Raw genomic sequence first — 5,505 nt, forward strand, 5'->3', positions numbered from 1 at the left:
TTCCTCAGCGAACTTATTCCTATATCTATCCCTTGGATGCCCAGAGGCTCAAGGATTTGGCGTACTCGTTTGAGGAAGTGGGAGAAGAGAGGAAGATTCCGGAGCATCAAAGGCTCAAAGAGTGGGTGAGTGAATGGCAAAGGCTGTTTAAGTCGGAGTCGCCGCCGATGTTGAGTGTCATGGAGGATAATGGCGATCGCATCAAGCTAGTTGATACTCGACCTTGTGCAATTGAGCAGGAAATCAGTTTAGATGGGTTAGCTTATCAAATTTATGTGGAATGCGATCGTACTTTGACATATCGGGAACTTTTGAATGCTCTAAATAAGAAGTATGGATATGAGGTTTCCTGGGATGAAATTCAGTCGGTTGTGGAGGAGTTACAAAAGCGCCGAATTTTGTTGGAACTCAATGGGAGATTGCTCAGCCTTGCTGTGAGGGAACTGATTGTGCCTCTGTTGGATGTCAAAGAACAACCAGCAGGGTATGTAGATGTTCAACGTTATATCGGCGATAGCCGGAAAGCCTTTTGGGAGTTATTCAGAAAAAAGGTGCCAACTTAAGTTGAGATTCCGTGTCAACCGAAGTATAATTTCCCCAGTTGATTTTGTGAATAAATGATGATTACTCAAAAAACCTTAACAAAAAAAAACTTAACGATTTCGCAAGGTCTAGACCAATTCATCCAATTAATTCTGAAAGACCAAACGCTGCAAGAAAAGCTGCAATCAGCTCCTGATCAGGACAGCCTTGTGAAGCTTTCAGTTCAGCTAGGCGCAGAAAACGGCTGCAATTTCACTCCTGAAGAGGTGAAAGAGGTTATCGAGAGAGAAAGTGGAGAACAAAAAATAGTTTACCCAATAGCAGATATATTTGAACCTACTGTTGCAAACTATTAAATTCAGGGATTGCATAGAGGGAAACTGAATTGCATTTTTGGCGCTTTTAGAGTGAAAAAATGAGCGCTCCTACATTGTTATAGTGTAGTGGCTAGTAACGATAATTTCGATACTGGAGTTCTGATACGTGAACAGCTCAATGGCAGATTACCTAAAAGTTGTGGCTTCCCACCTTCATCCTGAGCTAGTTTCTCCTCTTGCCTTATCCCATATCCAGGCATTAGCCCAAAATTTACCTCCTTGTTCTTTGGCTGGGTTTGAATGTCGTCTGAGTGCTGAGCAATCTAACGTAGACTTCCAAGTCAATCTTGGTTCTTGGTTGCCTCATGCTGAATTTGCCACGAACCTTTCTAACTCATCCTATCCTATATGGAAAGCCTTTCAAGATTTTTGTCAAGAGTGGACTGATCCAACATCTTTATTGCACCGAAATATAGACAATCTCTGGCTGGAATTCGATCTGGACGAGCAGCCTTCAGAGGTGCCAACGCCCTGTGTTTTTTTAGCCCTGAATCAGAAAATAGTCAGTGAGGCTCAAGAGTTGATGCAAATAACTCTGAGGTTACTGAACTATCCAACTTCCTTACTGCTAGAGTCAAACCTTAGGCTATGCGTTGATTCCCTACCTAGTGATGCAATAATAACCCATCTCGGTGCGATGCTGTCTCGTCCCAATAAGGTGGTAAGGCTGAATGTTAAGGGGATTCCTCCAGAGAATTTATTGGATTACCTCATGCAAATTGGCTGGAAAGATCAGACAAATGAACTTTCTATCCTTGTCTCGACTTTATCTGAGTTTGTGGATAACGTTGTCTTGACCTTTGATGTTGGTGAAACTATTCATCCTAGAATTGGTCTAGAATGCTTTTTGGAAAAGCAGCCCCGATTTGAACCGCGTTGGCAATTATTCTTGGACTATTTAGTTGAGAGAGGTTTGTGTACCGCCGCTAAGCAAAATGCTGTGTTGGATTGGCCTGGATTTTCCCAAAAAGCTGAGCTGCAAGACTTATGGCCTATGAATCTGACATGGAGCCATCGTTTACTAGGTTCCAATGCATTGAGCATCTTCTGGAGAGCAATCAGCTTTATAAAAATTGTCTATCACTCAGGCATTCCTTTAGAAGCTAAAGGGTATTTAGCATTTGGTCATAATTGGTTTAATGTTAGTGCCTTAACTCAAAGCAAACTGCAAAAAACTGAGGTTACCAATCAGACAAGTTGGCTCAAGAGCGAGGAGAATGGAGCTGAAGTCTCCCAATACATAGAACAGGTTCGCAGCTATTATGATCGCATGAATCCACTGATCCTGAAGTATGTGGGAAAAACCTACCAGTCGGGTCTGTTAACGAATAACTCAAACACTGACTTTTATAGAGAAACTAACCTTTATTGTGCTGCTCAAGCAGGTATTCAGTCTGGGTATTACATCCTTGATGCTGGCTGTGGGGTTTGTGGCCCAAGTATTGACATTACTCAGCAGATTGAGGGAGTCCGAATCGAGGCTATCACTCTATCTGTAGCTCAAGCTAATACGGCTAAGAAACTAGTACAACAGGCAAGACTAGCGGAGCGAATTCAAGTTCATGTCGGTGACTTTCATAACCTTCCCTTTGCAAACGAGGTTTTTAACCTAGTATTTTTCTTGGAATCTATTGGATACTCTTACGATTACCAACGTCTCTTTGCTGAAGTTTACCGAGTGCTGCGGCCGGGAGGAAGCCTCTACATCAAAGATGTTTTTAGCAAGGAGTTTCCTTTATCCAACCAAGAGCAACAAGAATTGGCAGAATTTGACCGAGTTTATGCTCAGAAAACGCCCAGTTTGAGTAAAGTATTGGAGAAAATTTCAGGGATTGGTTTTGAGAAAGTCATCAGCCGTGATTTGAGTGAAATTCTCAGCGCTCAAGAGTTTAACAATGCAATGATTGAGTTCAAAAATGGATTTTCATGCTTAACAGAATTTGGTAAGTTTCACTACCGTCAATTCCAATGTTTGCCAATATTCTTCGGAGAAATTAAGGCTTACAAGCCTAGCTGATAATGAATCGGTCACAGGAATTCGGTTGCTCCTCGATCTGGTGCTGTGTTTGAGAGCAATGTCCTAGCAGAGTTAGTTTATCGGGTGTAGGTGAAATGCAATTACTCGCTCCGCAACCTAGCTGAGTTTGAGCCTGCACGCTAGAAATCCCCAGCAATTCTACTTAGGCTCAAGCCGGATAAGGCCATTTGGCTCATTCTTAAAGATTTTTCATTCTTACCGTTGGAAAACATAAGAATCTGGTATACTCTGGCGGTAACTTTTGGAAAAACTATATGTCTAGAGAAAACTTAGAGCGATTTCTCCAAGTTGTACTGGAAACTCCAGCTCTGCAAGAACAGATAGTGTCAGCGCCTGACCAAGACAGTGTTGTGAGGCTAGCAGTTCAGCTCGGTGAGGAAAATGGCTATAGTTTCACTACTGAAGAGGTAGTCGAAGAAATACAACGATACGCACAGCAACAAAATATAGAAGTACGCTTTCCATTAACCGATATAGTTGCCACCCCTGTAACCTATTAATCCAATCGATTGTCTAAGGATTTATCGCGGAGTTAGGGAGATATGGAAAGGGTATCCAACGAAGAAGTACAGATGAAAGGTTCAATGGCAGATTACCTGAAAGTGGTTACTCCCCACCTTCACCCTGAGTTAGTGTCTCCTGAAGCTATGTATTATCTTCAGGGATTAGCCCAAGTCTTACCTCCCTTCTCCCAAGCCATGTTGGAATTTCGTCTAGGCGTTGGTCAGCCTGAAGTGGACTTATCGGTCTTTTTCCACCGTCGCACCTTACAATTACCAGATAAATTTCTGACTCATTTCGTATGGCAGTCTCTGGAGCAGTTTTGTAGAGAATGGGTTGAGCCAACATCTCTACTGTACCGTAGAGTGAGATATATTGGACTGGAATTTGATCTACATGAATTACCTTGCAAGGTACCAATTCCCTGTGTTTTCTTAGCTTGGAATCAAGAAACAGTCATAAATAATCAATCACTAATTGAAATAGCTCTCAGGCTCCTAAATTATTCTGTTTCTTCAAAACTTGAATCCAATCTGAGGCTCTGTGTTGAGTCCCTACCTAAGGGTGCGAAAGTCGAGCATCTTGGGGCGATGCTTTCTCGTCCATGTCAGCCTTTAAGAGTAATAATGAGCGATATTCCCTTAAAGAGGGTAGCAGATTACTTGATACAAATCGGCTGGGTAGATCCGACAAGTAAATTTTTCGATCTCCTCTCATCTCTAGAGAATTTTGGAGATATTCTTCGTCTTTTGTCGTTTGATATCGGTAATACTATCCATCCCCGAATCGGACTGGAATTTTTTCCAAAAAAATCGTCTCTAGATGAATCTCAATGGCAACTATTTCTAAACTATTTGATTGAAATAGGTTTATGTAGCCCAGGTAAGAAAAATGCTCTTCTAACTTGGCCTGGACTCTCACAAAAAGCCGATCATCTAGAGTTATGGCCTAAAGAGCTGACTGGAGGCGAGCTTTTACTAGGTTCGAGGGCATTCAGTATTTTTTGGAGAACAATTAACCATATAAAAATTGTTTATCAACCAGGCAGTCCTTTAGAAGCTAAAGGATATGTGATGTTTGGTCATCAGTGGGTTTATGCCAATCCCTTAACTACTGGCTGTTAATCCCAACTTCAAGCAAACTAGAGGCAGCCGTTTTCGCTTTTGCCAACAAGATTGAGCTTGAGGGAATTTATGAAACTATCACCCTGCCTTAGCAAAGCTTTCGCTCTGAACTGTCTTTCAATTAGTGCAATTGCTTTATTCTTGCTTTTCCCTGACCATCTACTTCAGGCACAAATCGTTCCGGATAACACGCTGCCCGTCAACTCCCTTGTCACATCAGATGCCAATTCTTTCGTAATCAATGGTGGCACGTCCAGAGGCAACAACTTATTTCACAGTTTTGCTCAGTTTTCTCTTCCGACAGGCAGCACAGCTTTATTCAACAATATCGGCGATATTCAGAACATCATCAGTCGCGTGACAGGTGGCTCAATCTCCAATATTGATGGCGTAATCCAAGCAAACGGTACTGCTAATCTGTTTTTCCTCAACCCCAAGGGAATTGTCTTTGGTTCCAATGCATCACTCAATATCGGCGGCTCATTTTTAGGCAGTACTGCTACTAGTATAAACTTTGCTGATGGTACAACCTTCAGTGCTACCAACCCCCAATCTCAATCATTGCTGACAGTGAGTATTCCAGTTGGTCTAGGCTTCGGGAGTAATCCAGGAGCGATTCGTGTGCAAAACACAGGTCACAGTTTAACTGTTGCCGATCCATTAGTCTCACCAATCACAGGAGTAAGTGATAGCTCAACTGGTCTACGAGTGCAGGCAGGTAAGACTCTAGCACTGGTAGGGGGTAACGTTACCTTAGAGGGTGGTATTTTGACAGCACCCGAAGGGCGAATTGAGTTAGGCAGTGTTGGTTCTGGTTCGGTCAACATCAGTCCTACTCCCCAAGGCTTTACATTTGGCTATCAAGGTGTTCAAGCGTTCCATAATATCCAGCTATCTCAACGTTCATTACTAGATGCTAGTG

5 protein-coding genes and 1 pseudogene are annotated in these 5,505 nt (G+C 42.5%); all 6 read left to right on the forward strand.

Annotated elements, in window-relative coordinates:
• A pseudogene (locus tag V6C93_RS05440) lies at window positions 1-563 on the forward strand (RiPP maturation radical SAM protein 1); the annotation flags it as partial.
• Window positions 564-617: 54 nt separating this feature from the next.
• Complete coding sequence (locus V6C93_RS05445; RefSeq protein WP_333475636.1) at window positions 618-899, forward strand: Nif11-like leader peptide family natural product precursor; 282 nt, start codon at window positions 618-620, stop codon at window positions 897-899.
• A gap of 127 nt (window positions 900-1,026) precedes the next feature.
• A complete protein-coding gene (locus V6C93_RS05450) occupies window positions 1,027-2,937 on the forward strand; it encodes an SAM-dependent methyltransferase (protein WP_333475637.1) in 1,911 nt (636 codons plus the stop codon).
• 275 nt (window positions 2,938-3,212) lie between these two features.
• A complete protein-coding gene (locus V6C93_RS05455; protein WP_333475638.1) occupies window positions 3,213-3,458 on the forward strand; it encodes a Nif11-like leader peptide family natural product precursor in 246 nt (81 codons plus the stop codon).
• Window positions 3,459-3,500: 42 nt separating this feature from the next.
• Window positions 3,501-4,583 carry a hypothetical protein gene (locus tag V6C93_RS05460; protein WP_333475639.1) on the forward strand — a complete coding sequence of 361 codons (1,083 nt, stop codon included), beginning with the start codon at window positions 3,501-3,503 and terminating at the stop codon, window positions 4,581-4,583.
• A gap of 69 nt (window positions 4,584-4,652) precedes the next feature.
• The coding region (locus tag V6C93_RS05465; protein WP_333475640.1) for a filamentous hemagglutinin N-terminal domain-containing protein at window positions 4,653-5,505 on the forward strand (853 nt) is incomplete at its 3' end.

The sequence above is a fragment of the Allocoleopsis sp. genome (genome assembly GCF_036703385.1).
Taxonomy (GTDB): Bacteria; Cyanobacteriota; Cyanobacteriia; order Cyanobacteriales; family Coleofasciculaceae; genus Allocoleopsis.

Bases quoted from the DNA above. Each gene is read 5' to 3' on its own strand.
- V6C93_RS05445 (WP_333475636.1), top strand. From the start codon at position 618: ATGATGATTACTCAAAAAACCTTAACAAAAAAAAACTTAACGATTTCG.
- V6C93_RS05455 (WP_333475638.1), top strand. From the start codon at position 3,213: ATGTCTAGAGAAAACTTAGAGCGATTTCTCCAAGTTGTACTGGAAACT.
- V6C93_RS05460 (WP_333475639.1), top strand. From the start codon at position 3,501: ATGGAAAGGGTATCCAACGAAGAAGTACAGATGAAAGGTTCAATGGCA.